Annotated in this window: 1 protein-coding gene; it reads left to right on the plus strand. The window is 69.9% G+C overall.

Annotated features, from left to right (window positions below; translation table 11 throughout):
• A partial coding sequence (locus EOB49_RS36060; RefSeq protein WP_164782038.1) for a helix-turn-helix transcriptional regulator occupies positions 1-229 on the plus strand: 229 nt, incomplete at both ends.

Genomic DNA, 229 nt, shown 5'->3' on the forward strand with positions numbered 1-229 from the left:
TTGCTGATCGCCGCGGCTGCGCGGCTGGGTGCGGCCGGCTATCGCGTCTCGAGCGATGGCAGACGCCAAGAGGATTTCCATGCCGGCGATGGCGAGCCGTTCGAGGAGGAGGCCTCCGACGAGCATGCCGCCCGCCCAACGCTGTCGCCGCGCGAGGCGGAAGTGTTGGCGCTGCTGGCCGAGGGCGCCCCAAACAAGGTGATCGCGCGGCGGCTGAACATTTCGGTGC

Source organism: Mesorhizobium sp. M7A.F.Ca.MR.148.00.0.0 (assembly GCF_003997735.1).
Lineage (GTDB): Bacteria > Pseudomonadota > Alphaproteobacteria > Rhizobiales > Rhizobiaceae > Mesorhizobium.